At 64.6% G+C, this 15367-nt stretch carries 14 protein-coding genes; 8 read left to right on the top strand and 6 right to left on the bottom strand.

Annotated features, from left to right (window positions below; genetic code table 11):
* The coding region (gene rpmB / locus V6M50_RS03915) for a 50S ribosomal protein L28 (protein ID WP_332817239.1) at nt 1-122 on the bottom strand (122 nt) is incomplete at its 3' end.
* A 140-nt stretch (nt 123-262) separates the two neighbouring features.
* Between rpmB and tadA the strand changes: the two genes are divergently transcribed.
* Nucleotides 263-718, top strand: a complete 456-nt coding sequence (tadA, locus tag V6M50_RS03910; protein ID WP_332817231.1) for a tRNA adenosine(34) deaminase TadA — start codon at nt 263-265, stop codon at nt 716-718.
* Here tadA and V6M50_RS03905 read toward each other — a convergent pair.
* Together V6M50_RS03905 and cobB are read right to left on the bottom strand one after the other, a co-directional pair.
* A complete protein-coding gene (locus tag V6M50_RS03905) occupies nt 715-1065 on the bottom strand; it encodes a GFA family protein (RefSeq protein ID WP_332817230.1) in 351 nt (116 codons plus the stop codon). The two genes, tadA and V6M50_RS03905, sit on opposite strands and share 4 nt — an antisense overlap.
* Nucleotides 1062-1766 (bottom strand): Sir2 family NAD+-dependent deacetylase, encoded by a 705-nt coding sequence (gene cobB / locus V6M50_RS03900; RefSeq protein WP_332817229.1) that lies wholly within the window; start codon nt 1764-1766, stop codon nt 1062-1064. Before cobB ends, V6M50_RS03905 begins: the two co-directional genes overlap by 4 nt.
* Before the next feature lie 119 nt (nt 1767-1885).
* Here cobB and dapB point away from each other — a divergent pair, with 119 nt between their 5' ends.
* The 4 genes from dapB (at nt 1886) to V6M50_RS03880 (ending at nt 6859) form a co-directional block, all read left to right on the top strand.
* Complete coding sequence (gene dapB / locus V6M50_RS03895; protein ID WP_332817228.1) at nt 1886-2611, top strand: 4-hydroxy-tetrahydrodipicolinate reductase; 726 nt, start codon at nt 1886-1888, stop codon at nt 2609-2611.
* 197 nt (nt 2612-2808) lie between these two features.
* On the top strand, nt 2809-4518 hold the full coding sequence (locus V6M50_RS03890) for a hypothetical protein (RefSeq protein ID WP_332817227.1): 1710 nt from the start codon (nt 2809-2811) through the stop codon (nt 4516-4518).
* A gap of 172 nt (nt 4519-4690) precedes the next feature.
* Nucleotides 4691-5350, top strand: a complete 660-nt coding sequence (gene nth, locus V6M50_RS03885) for an endonuclease III (protein ID WP_332817226.1) — start codon at nt 4691-4693, stop codon at nt 5348-5350.
* Nucleotides 5351-5488: 138 nt separating this feature from the next.
* Nucleotides 5489-6859 carry a M20/M25/M40 family metallo-hydrolase gene (locus V6M50_RS03880; protein ID WP_332817225.1) on the top strand — a complete coding sequence of 457 codons (1371 nt, stop codon included), beginning with the start codon at nt 5489-5491 and terminating at the stop codon, nt 6857-6859.
* Between the two features lie 94 nt (nt 6860-6953).
* On the opposite strand, the gene V6M50_RS03875 is transcribed toward V6M50_RS03880, so the two are convergent.
* Nucleotides 6954-7544: a TetR/AcrR family transcriptional regulator gene (locus tag V6M50_RS03875; RefSeq protein WP_332817224.1), complete on the bottom strand. Its 591-nt coding sequence runs from the start codon at nt 7542-7544 to the stop codon at nt 6954-6956.
* A 33-nt stretch (nt 7545-7577) separates the two neighbouring features.
* Here V6M50_RS03875 and V6M50_RS03870 point away from each other — a divergent pair, with 33 nt between their 5' ends.
* The 3 genes from V6M50_RS03870 (at nt 7578) to V6M50_RS03860 (ending at nt 11666) form a co-directional block, all read left to right on the top strand.
* Nucleotides 7578-8741, top strand: coding sequence for an aromatic ring-hydroxylating oxygenase subunit alpha (locus V6M50_RS03870; RefSeq protein ID WP_332817223.1), 1164 nt, complete (start codon nt 7578-7580; stop codon nt 8739-8741).
* Nucleotides 8742-8850: 109 nt separating this feature from the next.
* On the top strand, nt 8851-10065 hold the full coding sequence (locus V6M50_RS03865; protein ID WP_332817222.1) for an FAD-dependent oxidoreductase: 1215 nt from the start codon (nt 8851-8853) through the stop codon (nt 10063-10065).
* Nucleotides 10062-11666 carry a phytoene desaturase family protein gene (locus V6M50_RS03860; protein WP_332817221.1) on the top strand — a complete coding sequence of 535 codons (1605 nt, stop codon included), beginning with the start codon at nt 10062-10064 and terminating at the stop codon, nt 11664-11666. The genes V6M50_RS03865 and V6M50_RS03860 overlap by 4 nt, the downstream gene beginning before the upstream one ends.
* Here the strand turns inward: V6M50_RS03860 and V6M50_RS03855 are convergent.
* Both V6M50_RS03855 and V6M50_RS03850 read right to left on the bottom strand, forming a co-directional pair.
* Entirely contained in the window at nt 11623-12924 is a 1302-nt protein-coding gene (locus V6M50_RS03855; protein ID WP_332817220.1) for an amino acid permease, read from the bottom strand. The genes V6M50_RS03860 and V6M50_RS03855 overlap by 44 nt on opposite strands.
* A 13-nt stretch (nt 12925-12937) precedes the next feature.
* The gene (locus V6M50_RS03850; RefSeq protein WP_332817219.1) at nt 12938-15310 is read right to left on the bottom strand and encodes a TonB-dependent receptor; all 2373 of its coding nucleotides are present in this window, start codon (nt 15308-15310) and stop codon (nt 12938-12940) included.
* Nucleotides 15311-15367: the final 57 nt, after the last annotated feature.

Raw genomic sequence — 15367 nt, 5'->3', positions numbered from 1 at the left:
TCCGACAGCAACGTCACATTCTGCAGGTTGGGCAGGAAGGTGCGCTTGGTCTTGTTGTTGGCGTGGCTCACATTGTGGCCAACCTGGCGGCCCTTGCCGGTCAGTTCGCAGATGCGCGACATGATGGTCTTCCTCGTTCAAAAATTTCGGGTCGGCGTCCGGGTGCTTCCCGACAAATCGGGGAACGCAGGACCGGAGTGAGCCGGGAAAGGCGCGCGCTTATCGGCTTGCCGAAGATTCGTCAAGCGATTAGCGGGAGGAAATGGCCCATTTCCCGCTGCCCGAACCGATGCGCCGCGCGCTCGACCTCGCCAAAATCGCGGCGGAGTGGGGCGAAGTGCCCGTCGGCGCGGTGATCGTCAAGGATGGGGCCGTCGTCTCCGAGGGTCACAACCGCCCCCGCGAATCGCACGACCCGACCGCGCACGCCGAAATCGTCGCGATTCGCGCCGCGGCGGCAAAGCTCGGAAATGAACGCCTCGACGGCTGCGACCTCTATGTCACGCTCGAACCCTGCGCGATGTGCGCCGGCGCGATCGCCCACGCCCGCATCGCGCGGCTCTATTATGGCGCCGACGATCCCAAGGGCGGTGCGATCGTCCACGGTCCGCGTATCTTCGCGCAGCCGACGATCCACCACCGCCCCGAAATCTATGACGGCATCGGCGCGGGCGAGGCGGCGGCGCTGCTCAGGGATTTTTTCGCCGCGCGGCGTTAGAAGGATCGCCCATCGACGCTGCGAACGGGCAGGTTTTCCCAGATTTCGGGTGCGAACATCCGGATATTGACCCCCATGCGATTGGGCGGCGTTCCCGGGAGCGGCGTCCAGTGGGTGCCGACCCCGCACGTCCGGCAATGCCAGCTCGCGATCATCCGGTCGCCCCAGATATAAGCATCGCACGCTTCGCCGCCGGTGATGCGGACGTCGGCGGGGTCGTAATAGCTGCCGAGGAAGCCGGTCGCCATGCACAGGCTGCAATTGCACTGCGGCACCTCGCGCGGCGGTGTCGGCACCGCGATCGACACCGCGCCGCAATGACAGCGCCCAATCACTCCCCCGGTCATGCCAAAATCTCCTCCACCCACGCCGGTACCAGCACGCTCGCCGGTCCGTACCGTGCTTCGTCGAACCAGTGCGACCCCTGACTCGGTTCCATATTGAGCTCCAACGTCCGCGCGCCGCTTGCGCGCGCCTCGCGCACGAACCCCGCGGCCGGATAGACCGCGCCCGAGGTGCCGATCGACACGAACAGGTCGGCGCGGTTCAGCGCATGATAAATCTCGTCCATCCGGTACGGCATTTCGCCGAACCAGACGATGTCGGGGCGAAGCATGCCCACCGTGGCGCACGCCGAGCAGGCTGGCCGGTCGAGCAGCGGCCCGGTCCATGCGATTCGCGCATCGCACGCGGTGCACCAGGCGCCCAGATGCTCGCCGTGCATATGGATCAGCCGCTTTGCCCCCGCGCGCTCGTGCAGGTCGTCGACATTCTGGGTGACGATCAGCAGTTCGCCCGGCCATGCCGCGTCGAGCCGCGCCAGCGCCTGATGCGCCGCGTTGGGTGCCTTGGTCTGGATTGCCTCGCGCCGCATGTCGTAAAAGCGCAGCACGAGGTCGGGATCGCGCGCGAAGGCTTCGGGGGTCGCGACATCCTCGACGCGGTGCTGTTCCCACAGGCCCCCGGCGTCGCGGAACGTGTCGATGCCGCTTTCGGCTGAAACGCCCGCGCCGGTCAGGATGACGATATTCTCGATCGGGCGCGCCATTCCTACTCCGTTTGTCCTGAGCTTGTCGAAGGACCGTTCTTCCTTCAAAGCGTCGGTTTAGCAAGGACAGCCCTTCCCCCGGACCAGATCCGGGGTCAGGGCAAATGGGGAATGGGGTCATGACCAGCATCGGCATTATCGGCAGCGAAGGGCGGATGGGCGTTGCGCTCGCCGCCGCGATATCCGAGGCGGGGCAGCGCGGCTGCGGCGTCGACAAGGGCGGCAATGTCGTGAAGCTCGCGACCGAGAGCGACGTGCTCGTCGATTTCTCCTCGCCCAAGGCGCTCGAGGCGACCCTCGACGCCTGTATCGCGGCCAAAACGCCGATCGTCATCGGCACGACCGGGCTCGAGGAACGCCATCATTATCTGATCGATCATGCCGCGGGCGAAATCGCCGTGCTCCAGACCGGCAACACCTCGCTGGGGGTGACCTTGCTTGCGCATCTGGTGCGCGAGGCGGCGGCGCGGCTCGACCCCGAATATGATATCGAGATCGTCGAAATGCACCACCGGATGAAGATCGACGCGCCGAGCGGCACCGCGCTGTTGCTCGGGCAAGCGGCGGCCGAGGGGCGCGGCATCGACCTTGCTACCTGTTCCGAACGCGGCCGCGACGGCGTCACCGGCGCGCGCGGCCATGGCAAGATCGGCTTCGCGAGCTTGCGCGGCGGCACCGTCGCGGGCGATCATGATGTGATCTTCGCGGGCCCCGAGGAAATGATCACGCTGTCGCACCGCGCCGAAAACCGCATGATCTTCGCACGCGGTGCGGTGCGCGCGGCGCTGTGGCTGACCGGCCAGAAGCCCGGGCGCTACACGATGCCGCAGGTGCTGGGGCTCTGACGATCGGCCGAACCGCCGCGGATGGATATACACCGCCGCCGCCAGTTAAATAACTGTAATCAAAGAAAAATATGCTTTTCTAATCGATTTCCATAGAAATATATTCTGTCGTTTCAGTCCAATCCAAGTAACGTGGAGGGGTGCATATCGGCAGCTTGGGTCGTTTCCAAAATTCGAACAATCGATTGGAGACTGACATGCCTGAACTTGCAAAAAATATTGTCGAACGTGTGGCGCTTCGCGACGTCAACCGGCTGCGATTCGACGCGATCGATCGCGGCGATGTCCTGCTGCCCTGGGCGCTGCGACCGTGCCGGATGAAAATCCTGATGGTCGTCGATGGATATGACGGCGGTTTCGTCAACATCACCTTCGGCCGGCTGTATTTCAGCCTGTCGGCGCTTTGCGACCTGCTCGAAAACAGCCCCGACTGGTGGATCAAGTTCGATCTGACCAAGGCGCATCGACAGAATGATCCGCTGGGCGCCGCCGACATGAATGGCTTCCGCTTTACCCAGGCCGGGTTCAACATCAACGACTATGACCAGATCTGGTTCTTTGGCGCGCGGCAGAATATCAACGACAGCCAGCGCCTGAACGATCAGGAACTGGAAATCATCGCGCGCTGGATGGACGAACGGCAGGGCGGGGTTTTTGCCGTGGGCGATCATTATGACCTCGGCGCTTCGCTGTGCGGCCGCATTCCGCGCGTCGCGACGATGCGCAAATGGTCGGTGGCGCAAAACCCGCCGCAGAACTTCGGGCTGAACCGCCACGATACGCTCGTTCGCGGGCATGACAATTTCTACACCTTCAACGACGAATCGGACGATATCCCGATGCGCACGCGGGTGCGGCGCTATCCGCTTTGGTCGTCGGCCATCTTCCAGCGGCGCTGGGCGCCGCATCCGGTGCTCTGCGGCAAGGACGGGGTCATCGACATTTTGCCCGACCATCCGCACGAGGGCGAGGTGATCGAGCCATCGAATACCACCGCGACCTTTGGATTCGGCTCATACACGGGCAAAGCCGAATATCCCGAAGTGAACGGGCACCGCGAAACCCCCGACATCGTCGCCTGGGCGCGGGTCCAGGGCGATCATACAGAGGGCCGGGGCGGCCAACCGGGCAACGATCGCAACAAGGGGCCGGCGACGGGCAAGGAGTTCGGGGCGATCGGCGCCTATGACGGCCATCAGGGCAATGTCGGACGGGTGATTGTCGATTCGACCTGGCATCATTGGATGGACGTCAATCTGATCGGGCGTCCGCGTTCGGGCGATCAGGTCGATCCGGTTCCCGACGACGATCCCAAGGCGTTCGGGTTCGAACATACCGATGTCGGCCGGGCGCATTATGCGCGGATCAAGGATTATTTCCTCAATGTCGCCAAATGGCTTGGCGCCCCCGCCAAGCAGAATTGCATGTTCATGCGCGCGACATGGGGTTTCGTCATCCGCTATCCGCTCGCCGAACTGGTCAGCCCGCGCCTGCCGATCTGGGAATTGGGCGGCTTTGCGCGCGACGCGATCGGCCGCCGCGCATCGCGCTGTACGCTCTATAGCTGGATCCTCCCGCATTTTCCGGTTTGGCGCGAATTTCTGCCGCTCGACATTCGCGCGATCGAAAAGCTGCCGCCCGAACTGGCGGTGCCGAACTGGGAGGCGTTCGAAACCTATGTCGTCGGCGGGATCACCAAACAGATGCTCGAACTCAGCTATGGTTTGGCCGAAAAGAGCGAAACGGTCGACGACAAACAGGTCGCCGATGCGATGGCCAAGGGCATGGCGGTCGGGGCAAAGGCCTTTTCGGCCGATCTCGAACGCTCGAAACGGCAGGGCGACGCGGTGACCGCGGCGGTGACCAAGGCGGCTTCGACGCGCTTCTCCGCCGACCGTTTCCTCTAACGACCGAACGGCGCTGCATGGGAAGGCCCCCGGCGTTCGCGTCGGGGGCCTTCTTGCGGCCACGGACCGTGGCCTTCTGCCTTCATCCCGGTTAAGCGATCTGGCATGCCCGCACGGCGGGAATCCGCGCGGCCGTTTCCGGGGCTGCCACAGGCAAGGACCATGACGGCCGATGAAAAAAGCCGACATCTTCGAATTTTACCGCCGGCTCGCCGAACTCAATCCCGATCCCGAGACCGAGCTCGAATATGGCAACACCTACCAGTTGCTCGTCGCGGTCGTGCTCTCGGCGCAGGCGACCGATGTCGGGGTGAACAAGGCGACGCGCAAATTATTCGCCGAGGTGAAGACCCCGCAGCAAATGGTCGATCTCGGCGAAGCGGGGCTGAAGCAGCACATCAAGACGATCGGGCTGTTCAACGCCAAGGCGAAGAATGTCATCGCCCTCAGCGAAATCCTCGTCCGCGATTTCGGCGGCGAGGTGCCGGGTGACCGCGACACGCTCGTCGAACTGCCCGGCGTCGGGCGGAAGACCGCCAATGTCGTGATGAACTGCGCGTTCGGGGCGGAGACCTTTGCCGTCGACACGCATATCTTCCGCGTCGGCAACCGCACGGGGCTCGCGCCGGGCAAGACGGTGCTCGCGGTCGAAAAGAGCCTCGAGAAGAATACACCCGGGCCGTTTCGTGTCGGCGCGCATCACTGGCTGATCCTCCACGGGCGCTATATCTGCAAGGCGCGCACGCCCGAATGCTGGCGCTGTCCTGTGAGCGATCTCTGCCGGTTCAAGCCGAAGACTCCCACGCCGAAAGCGAAGAAGGCGGCTGCTTAAAAAATCCGTTCGCCCTGTCCCGGACGTGATCCGGGATTGTCGAAGGGCCGTTCTTCCTTCAGCATGCGAGAAGAAGGGCAGGGCTTCGACAAGCTCAGCCCGAACGGATTGAAAAACATTCCAAAAGGGGTCGACGACATGCGTCTTGTTTCCATTTTCCTTGCTTCCGCCGCCTTGCTCGCCGCCGCGCCCGTCCATGCCAAACCCGCCGACACCGATACCGCGAAGAAGATATTGAAGGACAGCATCGCAATCCCGACGGTTGCGGGGCGCGGCAAGGTGCCCGAGCTCGCCGCTTATTATGCGAGCGTGCTCAAGGCGGCGGGCTATGCCGACAGCGACATCGTCATCACGCCCATCGGCGAAACCGCAACCTTCGCCGCGACGCTCGCCGGAACGGGCAAGGGCAAGCCGATCGTGCTGCTCGGCCATATGGACGTGGTCGAGGCCGACCCCAAGGACTGGACGCGCGATCCCTTCGTGCCGGTCGAGGAGGACGGCTATATTTTCGGCCGCGGGTCGGAGGACAACAAGTTCGACGTCTCGATGATGGTCGCGACGATGGCGCAGCTCAAGAAGGACGGGTTCAAGCCGAAGCGCTCGATCATCCTTCTGCTCTCGGGCGACGAAGAAACCTCGATGATGACGACGCGCGCGCTCGCAGCCAAATATAAGGGCGCCGAATTCGCTCTCAACGGCGACGGCGGCGGCGGGCTGATCGGCGAGGACGGCAAACCCAAATATTACGGGCTGCAGGCGGGCGAAAAGAGCTATGCCGACTTCACGCTCGAAGTCACCAACCCCGGCGGACACAGCTCGCGCCCCTCGGACACCAACGCCATCGTCCAGCTGTCGACCGCGCTCGCCAAGGTCGGCGCCTATCGCTTCACGCCGCAGCAGAATGAGTTGACGAAGATCGGCATGCCGATCGTTGCCGACCAGGTCGGCGGCGACATCGGCGCCGCGCTCAAGGCCTTTGCCGCCAACCCCGCCGACGCCAAGGCGATCGCGGCGATCCGCGCCGATCCCGAATATGTCGGCCAGATCGGCACGACCTGTGTGCCGACGCTGGTCAAGGGTGGCCATGCCGAAAACGCGCTGCCGCAGCGCGCCACCGCGAACATCAACTGCCGGATCTTCCCCGGCGTCCCGGTCGAAACGGTGCGCGCCGAACTCGAAAAAATCATCGCCGACCCCGCGGTGGTGGTAAAGACCGATCCCGATGCCAGCGCGAGCGACGCCTCGCCGCTCCGGCCCGACGTCATGGCGGCGGTGACGAAGGCGGTGCATGCGCGCGCGCCGGGCCTGCCGATCATCCCGTCGATGAGCGCCGGCGCAACCGACAGCTACCATTTCCGCATCGCCGGTGTACCGAGCTATGGCGTCGCGGGCCTGTTCAGCAAGGCGAGCGACAGCTTTGCGCATGGGCTCAACGAGCGCGCCCCGGTCGATGCGATCGCCCCGGCGCTGGCGCATTGGGACAGTTTGCTGAGGGATTTGTCGAAGTAAGGCTGAAATAAAGAACGTCGCCCCTGCGAAGGCGGGGGCCGCTGGCAACCTTGCACTACGTCGATAACGGCCCCCGCCTCCGCGGGGGCGACGGCTAAACCAGCGCGCCGACTGCCCGCTCGACCATCGCGACCGCCGCCTCGGCGCCGAAACTATCGGCGTCGAGCGACAGTTCGAGCCACAGCCCGTCGACCATCGCGGTCAGCATGATCGCCAGCCGCTCGGCGTCGGCCGCGCCGCACGCGACGAGCAGTTCGCCCAGCCGGGCGCGATAGCCTGCGTAACTTTCCGCGTGGATCGCCGCCATGCGCGCATCGCTGCGGGCCATTGCCCAGAAGGCGGTCCATGCGCCGAGAAGTTCGGGATCGGTCACCGGCGGACGGAAGCTGGCGGTCAGATAGGCCGACAGACGCGCGCGCGGGTCGGGCGCGGCATTCGCAACTGCGGCCGCGAAAATCGCGTCCATCCGGTCGCTCGTCGCTTCATAAGTTGCCGCGACCAGATCGTCGATCCCGCCGAAATAATGGCGCAGCAACCCCGGCGACACGCCCGCTTTCGCGCAGATGGCGCGAACATTCGTCCCCGCAAGGCCATGCTCGGCAAGGCACGCAGCAGTCGCCTCGATCAGGTCTGCCCGGCGGGCATCGGCGCTTTCGCGCGTAAAGGCTTGGCGAACGGGTTGCATGCTGTTATACGCTTGTACAATAAGGACGGGACAATGGCAACGCTGCGCGACACTTTCGACAACATCGACCCACTCGACGGCTGGTCGCTTCCCGCCTGGACCTATAGCGACCCCGATTTCTACGCTGCTGAAATGGAACATATCTTCCGTCCGAGTTGGCAGGTCGTCTGTCATGACAGCGATATTCCGAACGTCGGCGACTGGCACAGCATCGATTATTGCGGCGAGAGCGTGATTCTGGTGCGCGGCACCGACCGCAATGTGCGCGCCTTCACCAATGTGTGCCGCCACCGAGGTTCGCGCCTCGTCGACGGCGTGGTCGGCTGCGCGAAAAAGCTCGTCTGCCCCTATCATGCCTGGACCTACGAACTCGACGGCCGGCTGACCGGGGTGCCCGACAGCGCGAGCTATCCGACGCTCGACAAGGGCAAGGCGGGGCTGGTGTCTGTCGACCTCGAACAATGGCGCGGCTTCTGGTTCGTGCGGCTCGAGGATGACGGCGGCCCGTCGGTGGCGAGCATGATGGCGCCCTATGAAGCGCAGGTCGCGCCCTATCGTTTCGAGGAGCTCGGCGCGCTCGGCCGCGTCACGCTCCGCCCGCGCGATGTGAACTGGAAGAATGTCGGCGACAATTATTCGGACGGGCTCCACATCCCCGTCGCGCACCCCGGCCTCACGCGCCTGTTCGGCAAAAGCTATGGCGTCGAGGCCGAGGACAATGTCGACCGCATGTGGGGCGACCTGATCGACCGGCCATCGGTGAACTGGTCCGAACGCATGTACCAGCGGCTGCTGCCGCCGGTGCCGCACCTGCCCGCGGACAAGCAGCGCCACTGGCTCTATTTCAAGCTCTGGCCCAACGTCGCCTTCGACATCTATCCCGACCAGGTCGATTTCATGCAGTGGCTACCGACCGGGCCGACGACCTGCCTGATCCGCGAGATTTCATACGTGCTCCCCGATGAGCGCCGCGAGATGAAGGCCGCGCGCTATCTGAACTGGCGCATCAACCGGCAGGTCAATGCCGAGGACACGTTGCTGATCACGCGCGTCCAGCAGGGGATGCAGTCGAAGAGCTTCACCATGGGGCCGCTCAGCGACAAGGAGGTCTGCCTCAAGCATTTCTGTTCGCGGATGCGCGATCTGATTCCGGAGGCACGGCTGGAACAGGCGCCGCCGCCGGGGTGGAGCAGGTAAAGTCCCCCTCCCGTTTGCGGGAGGGGTTAGGGGAGGGCCTGTTTCCTCCCGGTCGATTGTCAGCGGGACAGGCCCCCCCGGCCCGTCCCGCAAGCGGGAGGGGAGAAGGATGAGCGATCCAGTCATCATCGTCGGCGGCGGCCCCGCCGGCATGGTCGCCGGCCTGCTGCTGGCGCGCGCCGGCGTGCCCGTCACCGTGCTCGAAAAGCATGCCGATTTCCTCCGCGATTTCCGCGGCGATACCGTGCATCCCTCGACGCTCGAGCTTTTCCACGAAATCGGGCTGCTCGACGAGCTGCTGAAAGAACCGCACGCCGCGATCGACACGATGACGCTCAACCTGCTCGGCGGGCAATATACGATCGCGACAATGAAGCATCTGCCCGTCGCGGCGCGCTTTGTCGCGATGATGCCGCAATGGGACTTGCTCGATTTTATCGCGGGGCAGGGCCGGAAATATCCGACCTTTGACCTCCGCATGTCGACCGAGGCGACCGGGCTCACCTATGACGCCGCGAACCGGGTTAGCGGCGTGACTCTCGCAAGCGGTGAGACTTTGCCCGCGCGGCTCGTGATCGCCGCTGACGGGCGCCGATCGGTGCTGCGCGATGCCGCCGAACTGCCGCTGGAGGATCTCGGCGCGCCGATGGACGTACTGTGGTTCCGCATCCCCGTTCCCGCGGGCGTCAACATGTCCGAAGTCGCGCTCGGCACGATCGACAAGGGCGGCATGGTCGTCGCGATCCCGCGCGGCGATTATTGGCAGTGCGCGCAGATCATCGAAAAGGGGGGCTTCGCGCCGATCGAAGCGCGCGGCATTGCGGCCTTTCGCGACCGGATCGTCGAGATCGCGCCCGGCCTTGCCGCCGGGATCGACGCGATCCAGAGCTTCGATGACGTCAAGCTGCTTTCGGTCGCGCTCGACCGGCTGACGCGCTGGTCGCGTCCCGGGCTGCTCGCGATTGGCGACGCGGCGCACGCGATGTCGCCGGTCGGCGGGGTCGGCATCAACCTCGCGGTGCAGGATGCCGTCGCCACCGCCAACATTCTCGCTGGGCCGCTCGCCGCCGGAGCCGACCCCGACCCGCTGCTCGGCAAGGTGCAGGAGCGCCGCTGGAAACCGACGACGCGGATGCAGGGGCTCCAGCGCTTCGCGCATCAGAATATCATCGAACCGATGCTGCGCGGCGAAATCACCCGCGTCCCGCTCGCGGTCCGATTGCTCAACCATATCCCGCTGCTTCGCCGTATCCCGGGCCGCATCCTCGGCCTCGGCTTCGGCCGCCAGCATGTCCAATCCCAGCTTGCGAAAGAGTTTCAATGACCAAAGCCTATGACGCCCTGATTATCGGCGCCGGCCACAACGGCCTTGTCTGCGCCTTCTATCTCGCCAAGGCGGGGCTGAAGGTGCGGATCGTCGAGGCGCGTGACGTCGTTGGCGGCGCCGCGGTGACCGAGGAATTTCACCCCGGTTTCCGAAATTCGGTCGCGAGCTACACCGTCAGCCTGCTCCAGCCCAAGGTGATCGCCGACATGAAGCTCGCCGATCATGGCTATCGCGTGATCGAGCGGCCGATCAGCAATTTCCTGCCGCAGGAGGATGGCGGTTATTTGAAGCTCGGCGGCGGGCTCGAACGCACGCAGGCCGAGTTCCGCAAATTCTCGAACCGCGATGCCGAGGTGCTGCCGCAATATTATGACGCGCTCGAAAATGTCGCCGAACTGCTCCGCGATCTTGCGCTACGCGTCCCGCCCAACGTCGGCGAAGGGCTGCGCACGCTGATCGACGGCGCGCGACAGGGGCGGCGCTTTGCGGGCCTCAGCCTCGAACAACAGCGCGACGTGCTCGACCTGTTCACCAAATCGGCGCGAACGATGCTCGACGCCTGGTTCGAGAGCGAGGCGGTCAAGGCCGCCTTCGGCTTCGACGCGGTCGTCGGCAATTATGCCAGCCCCGACACGCCCGGCAGCGCCTATGTCCTCCTGCATCACGTCTTCGGCGAGGTGAACGGCAAGAAGGGCGCGTGGGGCCACAGCGTCGGCGGCATGGGCAAGATCACCGAGATCATGGCGAAGGTGTGCCGCGACCTCGGGGTCGAGATCAGCCTCGAAAGCCCGGTCGAGAAGGTGCTCGTCGACGGCGGCAAGGCGGTCGGGGTCAAGCTCGTCGGCGGCGAGGAGATTGCCGCGGCGCGCGTCATCGCCAATGTCGGGCCGAAATTGCTCTACGAACGGATGATGGATGCCGCCGACCTCCCCGCCGATTTCCAGCGCCGGATCAAGGGTTTCAAGGCGGGGAGCGGAACTTTCCGCATGAATGTCGCGCTGTCGGAACTGCCGAAGTTCACTTGCCTCCCCGAACCGGGCGAGCATCACCAGTCGGGGATCATCCTCGCGCCGACGCTCGACTATATGGACCGCGCTTTCCTCGACGCGAAGCAGCATGGCTGGTCGAGGGCGCCGATCGTCGAGATGCTGATCCCCTCGACGGTCGACGACAGCCTTGCACCCCCGGGTTGTCACGTCGCGAGCCTCTTCTGCCAGCAATTTGCGCCCGAACTGCCCGATGGCAGGGATTGGGATGACGAGGAAGGCGCCGCCGCCGACTGCATCATCGACACGGTCGAGAAGCATGCGCCGGGATTCCGCGCCAGCATCATCGCCCAGACGCGTCTCTCGCCCAAAGGGCTCGAACGCAAGTTCGGCCTTGTCGGCGGCGACATCATGCACGGCAATATGAGCCTCGACCAGCTGTGGTCCGCGCGCCCCGTGCTCGGCAATGGCGGTTATCGCGGGCCGTTGAAAGGCCTCTATATGTGCGGGGCGGGCACGCATCCCGGCGGCGGGGTCACCGGCGCGCCGGGACATAATGCGGCCGAGGTCATCCTGCGCGACCGGGGCTTCTTTGCGCCGCGTTGGCGCTGAACCGCGTCCAGGCATAGAGCGGCAATCCCGCGACCATCAGGATCAGGCTTAGCGCGCTGACCCCGATCCCGGCGCCCCACAAAGTCCAGATGGCGTAGGCAAGCCCGAGCAGCGCCACCGGAACCGCGACGCGCAGCCGCAGCGCGGCGGCGGCGCAGGCGAGATAGAGCCACAGCGTCACCGAGGTCGACAGCACCGCCATGAAGGTGAACATTTCGCTGGTCGATTTGTTGTTGTTGAGGATGACGCAGGCGGTCGCGATCACGCTCGACAACAGCAGCGCGGCGATCGGCGTGCCATGGCTGTTCTCGCGCGCGAACCAGGCGGGCAGCAGCCCTTGCTGCGCAAGTCGCGCCGGCTGCTCGGCCTGGATGAGCGTCCAGCCATTGAGCGCGCCAAGCGCGCTGACCGCGGCGAAGGCTGCGATCCACACCGCCGGGCCGTGGCCCCAATAGGTTTCGACGAACAGCGAGAAGGGCGCTTCCGACGTCGCGACCTCGGCCGCGGGCAGCATCAGTGCGATTGCCGAGCAGACGATCAGATAAAGGATGCCCGTCGCGAGCGTGCCGATGATCGTCGCGCGCGGGATGGTGGTGGTCGGATTGTCGACCTTGTCGGCGGCGACGCTCGCCGATTCAAAACCAAGCAGCGCCCAGAGCGTCAGGATCGCCGATCCGCTGACCGCCGCCAGCGACAGGCCCTCGGTGGGGAAGGGTGTGACCGTGACCGGTTCGCCGCGGCCGAAGGCGATCGGAATCAGGATGACGACGGTCAGCAGCGGGATCAGCTTGATCAGCAGCGTCACGACCTGGAAGCGACCCGCCGCGCGTGCGCCGCGCCAGTTGATCGCGGTGACCAGCCAGATCAGCGCGATGGTCGAGATCGCCATATGCTCGCCGAGCGCGGGCACGAAGAGGCTGAGGAAGGAGACGCTCGCGACCGCCAGCGTGACGTTCGCGGTCCACACCGACACCCAATAGGCCCAGCCGATCATGAAGCTGGGGATGCTGCCGAAGGCGAGCTGGACGAAGCCGGTCGGCCCGCTTGCGTGCGGAAAGGCAACGGTGAGCCGCGCGATGACGAAGGCGAGCGCGAGCGCGCCGGCGATGGTGATCGCCCAGCCCGCAACGCCGTTCCAGCCGAAGGGCGCGAGACTCGCGGGGAGCAGGAACACCCCCGAGCCGATCATATTGCCCATGACGAGCGCGATGCCCATCGAAAGGCCGAGCTTGCCGCCCAGCCTTTCGCTGCCGCTCATGTCATCGGCGAGGTCAGAAATCCTTGCTCACCTTGACCCCGATCAGGCGCGGTCGGATGACATTGTCGTAGAAGACACCGCCGTTGGTGGTGCCGCCGCCGGCGTCGCCGCAGATCGCTTCGCCGCACTGGACCGCGCTGTTGATCACGCCGCGGCTGTTGAACAGGTTCGTCGCGAACAGTTCGGCATCCCAGCCCTCGCCCTTGACGCCAACGCTGAAATCGGCGGTCGTATAGGCCTTGAAGTTGCCGACGATGTCATTTTCGAACGGCCGAAGGTCGGACCGCCGCTTGCCGATGTGGTTGACCGCGAACTGGACATGACCGTCCACCCCGCCGATCGGGAATTCATAGCGCGCGACGGCATTGCCCTTGAACTTCGCGGTGACGGGCAGACGCGACCCCGACGGAGCAAGCAAGCTGTTGCCCGGCGTCGTGCAATCGAAATCGGGGGTCGCGACGGCGCAGAAGTCACGCCGGATCGTCGCGTCGTTGTAGCTGGCGCCCATGCCGAGCGAGAAGCCGCCCGAACGATAGCTGAGGTCGGCCTCGATCCCGCGGATGCGAGCAATGCCCGCGTTGCGGACTTCGCTGAGCCCGTTGGCCCCCAGGAAGGACAGCTGGATATTCTTCCAATCCTCCTGATAGACCGCACCGTTGAAGCGAACCGGGCCAAAACTGGTCTTCCACCCCAGTTCATAATTGTCGAGCGTGTCGGATCCATAGGGCGGCAGCGACCCGCGCCGGTTGATGCCGCCGGGCCGGAAACCGCGCGACCAGGTCGCATAGACCATGACATCGTCGGTAAATTTGTAGGTCAGGTTCAGCTTGTGGATGAAGTCGGTCTTCTTGGTCCGTTTGTCGAGGTTGGTGCACGGCGAACCGTCGACGATCGCCGGGCCCTGGCAGGCGTAGACCGGATTGCTGCTGTAACCGGGGTTGTTGTAGCCGAAAAAGCCGACAAGACTGTTGTCGAACTTGTACACCCGGGCGCCGCCGGTCAGCGTCAGCCTGTCGGTGATGTCGAAGCTGAGTTCGCCGAACGCCGCATAATCGCGGTCGACGCGCAGCTGCTTGGTCAGCCAGATGTCGTCGACAGTGCCTGGCACCTGCAGATCGTCGGACAGGTCGTCGATGATATAATTTTGTTCGATATTGTGCGACTGGCGCTGCCAGAACAGTCCGCCGATAAAGCGGATGCGCGCATCGGCGGGCGAGGCGACGCGGATTTCGCCGAAGCTGCGCCGATAGCGGTCGATGCCCTGGATATACTGGTTCGGGCTGATGAGATCGCCATCATTGTCATAGATATAGGCGCCCGAACCATAGAGCGCGTCATAGAAATAGGCATAGTCCGAATAGTCGCTGTCGGTCAGCGTCTTGCGGCGCAAATGCCCGCCGGTGACCGTCAGATCCCAGCTGCCGATCTTGCCTTCGATCGTCAGCGCGGCCTGGATCCATTTGTCGTCGCTGCGTTCGGGGTTGTATTGTACCGTTTGCAGGCTGCGCGTGACGGCTGCCGAGCGTTCCTGGGCGAAGCTGCCATTCGCTTTCTGGATCTGGCCCATCAGCGTCGGGCGGAGCGTCCAATTGTCGTCGAGTTCGATGCCGAGCGCGAGGCGCGCGCCATAGGTGTCGACGGTGTTATAATCCTTTTCGACCAGATCGTCGTTGGTCTGGGTAATGCCGCTCGAAGGATAGGTACGGCTGCCCGCGATATTGTCGATATACCCCGCGTCGTGGCGATACCAGCCGACGAGGCGCAACGCCGCGCGATCGCTGAGCGCCACGTTGACGAAGCCTTCGGCGACGCCGCCGATGCCGCCGCGCGACACGCTGTTGAGTTCGAGCCCCGCTGAACCATAAGTGCCGCTGGTGTCGGGCTTGTTGGTGATCAGCTTGATCGTGCCCGCCATCGAGCTCGCGCCGTAAAGCGTGCCCTGCGGTCCCGCGAGCGCCTCGACGCGCGCCAGGTCATAGGCGTGGATGTCGAGCGCGCCCTGGATCGTCGTGATCGGCATTTCGTCGAGATAGGTGCCGACCGTCGGCAGCGAGGTCGAATGGTTGGCGTTCTCGCCTGAGGCGACGCCGCGGAAATAGACCTGGCTGAACCCCGGCGCGAGCGTCTGGATCGTCACCGACGGCAGGAATTTGACGACGTCCTGGAATTCCTTGACCTGCAGTTCGCTGAGCCGCTCGGTCCCGATCGCGGTGATCGCCAGCGGCACATCCTGCAGATTTTCCTCGCGCTTCGACGCGGTGACGACGATGTCGCGATCGTCGTCGGTGTTGGTCTGCTGCGCGAGCGCCGTCCCCGACGTGCACAGGATCGTACTGCCCAGCAGCATCGCGCCGCCCTTTGCCAGTACCATGGTCAACTTGCGCATCAGATCCCCCTCAAATGACAGCTATGTGACGCGAGAATGACGCAGCGTAGCGCAAGC

The sequence above is a fragment of the Sphingopyxis sp. genome (assembly GCF_036675685.1).
GTDB lineage: Bacteria > Pseudomonadota > Alphaproteobacteria > Sphingomonadales > Sphingomonadaceae > Sphingopyxis.
This window is presented reverse-complemented; position numbering and strand designations above follow the sequence as displayed.

Coding starts and splice junctions, on each gene's coding strand:
- V6M50_RS03855 (WP_332817220.1), bottom strand. CDS start 12,924: ATGAGCGGCAGCGAAAGGCTGGGCGGCAAGCTCGGCCTTTCGATGGGC.
- V6M50_RS03880 (WP_332817225.1), top strand. CDS start 5,489: ATGCGTCTTGTTTCCATTTTCCTTGCTTCCGCCGCCTTGCTCGCCGCC.
- dapB (WP_332817228.1), top strand. CDS start 1,886: ATGACCAGCATCGGCATTATCGGCAGCGAAGGGCGGATGGGCGTTGCG.
- V6M50_RS03850 (WP_332817219.1), bottom strand. CDS start 15,310: ATGCGCAAGTTGACCATGGTACTGGCAAAGGGCGGCGCGATGCTGCTG.
- V6M50_RS03870 (WP_332817223.1), top strand. CDS start 7,578: ATGGCAACGCTGCGCGACACTTTCGACAACATCGACCCACTCGACGGC.
- V6M50_RS03875 (WP_332817224.1), bottom strand. CDS start 7,544: ATGCAACCCGTTCGCCAAGCCTTTACGCGCGAAAGCGCCGATGCCCGC.
- nth (WP_332817226.1), top strand. CDS start 4,691: ATGAAAAAAGCCGACATCTTCGAATTTTACCGCCGGCTCGCCGAACTC.
- tadA (WP_332817231.1), top strand. CDS start 263: ATGGCCCATTTCCCGCTGCCCGAACCGATGCGCCGCGCGCTCGACCTC.
- V6M50_RS03905 (WP_332817230.1), bottom strand. CDS start 1,065: ATGACCGGGGGAGTGATTGGGCGCTGTCATTGCGGCGCGGTGTCGATC.
- V6M50_RS03860 (WP_332817221.1), top strand. CDS start 10,062: ATGACCAAAGCCTATGACGCCCTGATTATCGGCGCCGGCCACAACGGC.
- cobB (WP_332817229.1), bottom strand. CDS start 1,766: ATGGCGCGCCCGATCGAGAATATCGTCATCCTGACCGGCGCGGGCGTT.
- V6M50_RS03865 (WP_332817222.1), top strand. CDS start 8,851: ATGAGCGATCCAGTCATCATCGTCGGCGGCGGCCCCGCCGGCATGGTC.
- V6M50_RS03890 (WP_332817227.1), top strand. CDS start 2,809: ATGCCTGAACTTGCAAAAAATATTGTCGAACGTGTGGCGCTTCGCGAC.